Below are 290 nucleotides of genomic sequence, written 5' to 3' on the forward strand. Positions count from 1 at the left end.
CCATCCGAGCGCATCAGGTGAGCGCGCTGTGGTTGACCGCGGGGCTGTTTCAGGTCATGGCCGAAGGTGACTTGAGCTATCTGCGCAGTGTACGTCAGCTGACGGTGGGTGGGGATATTGTCTCGTCCGCGGCGGCGCAGCGTGTGCTCGAGCACTGTCCCGCACTGCGCTTGATCAATGGGTATGGGCCCACTGAGACAACCATTGCCACGGGCCATCTGATCGAGGAGCCGTATCAAGCGCAAGCGTCTATTCCGATAGGCACGCCACTGGATAACGCCAGAGCCTAT

The 290-nt window shown here is 60.7% G+C and carries 1 protein-coding gene; it reads left to right on the top strand.

Annotated features, from left to right (window positions below):
• On the top strand, nucleotides 1-290 hold a 290-nt coding region (locus KPG66_RS16975), incomplete at both ends, for an AMP-binding protein (protein ID WP_237071622.1).

Origin of the sequence: Mycetohabitans sp. B2, from assembly GCF_021733735.1 — a bacterium.
In the GTDB taxonomy this organism is placed as follows: Bacteria; Pseudomonadota; Gammaproteobacteria; order Burkholderiales; family Burkholderiaceae; genus Mycetohabitans; species Mycetohabitans rhizoxinica.